Source organism: Streptomyces sp. NPDC056486, from assembly GCF_042795295.1.
Taxonomy (GTDB): domain Bacteria; phylum Actinomycetota; class Actinomycetes; order Streptomycetales; family Streptomycetaceae; genus Streptomyces.
Map to the genome: position 1 here is coordinate 1 of NZ_JBHTSF010000343.1, position 1,023 is coordinate 1,023.

Below are 1,023 nucleotides of genomic sequence, written 5' to 3' on the forward strand. Positions count from 1 at the left end.
CCGCAAGGCCCGGATGGCCGTCACCGTCAGCGCCGCCGACATGCTCGACGGCCGGGCCGACCCGGCCAAGGCATACGTCGGCAAGGTGGCCACCTTCGACCCGGACACCGCACGGCCGGAGAACTGGCTCGATCACCTGGCGCTGTGGGCCTCTCACCACCAGGAGCAGGAGAACGCCCTGGATCTGGAACGCTGCGTGGTCGATCTCTCCAGCCCGGAGCTGACCGCGGCGCAGCTTCTCGGCGCCCCGGAGATGGCGGAGCTGGGGGGCATCACCGCCTCGACGCTGCGCGCCTACATCTCGCGCGGCAACAACGAGGTGCCGCTGCCGCAGGCCACCGTGGGCGGGCGCGACCAGTGGGCCCGCGCGGTGGGCCAGGACTGGGCGGAAGCCCGCCAGCGTTCCTACGAGGGCGTGGGGGCCGCCATGTCCGCCGGGGACCGCGACAGCCTCTCGCCCGGCGCGGCCGAGGTGCGCGACCGGTTCGCCACCAACTTCCAGCACTCCCTCTTCGACCGGCCCGACGTCCGCAAGCGGTGGGTGCTGCGCCACCGCAACAAGGAATCCGTCACCGAGGTCGCCAACGAGCTCGCCTGGTCCGTCGCCGTGAGCCTCGACCGGATCATCCCCACCCAGCCCCTGGGCCACGTCGTCGAGGCGGCGGTGATGCACGACTGGCAGGAGTGCCTCGACATGTTCGCCGACGACGAGGAAGCCGAGGGGCCCGGCAAGTGGTGGCACCTCAATTTGATGGTGCCGACGGGCAAGATGCTCGACTGGTACGTCCGGTACTTCCCCGGTGAGGCGTACGCCAGCATCGGGAACATCCAGCGCCAGGCCCACACGACGTGGGGCGTGCCCAAGGCGGACACCCTGCGCGCACTGCGCTCGGCGCTCTCCCTCGACGGCGAGCTGAGCGATCAGCAGCGCGAGACCTACTTCGCCCTGCTCGAGCCGCACGAGGACACCGCCTGACCTGTACCCACCGTCAGACGAAGCGGGGTCGGAGCCAATGACAGTGG

Annotated in this window: 1 protein-coding gene; it reads left to right on the forward strand. The window is 70.8% G+C overall.

Annotated elements, in window-relative coordinates; genetic code table 11:
- Window positions 1-976: hypothetical protein (locus ACFQ7F_RS45930; RefSeq protein WP_383285777.1), on the forward strand; the 976-nt coding region annotated here is incomplete at its 5' end.
- Window positions 977-1,023: the final 47 nt, after the last annotated feature.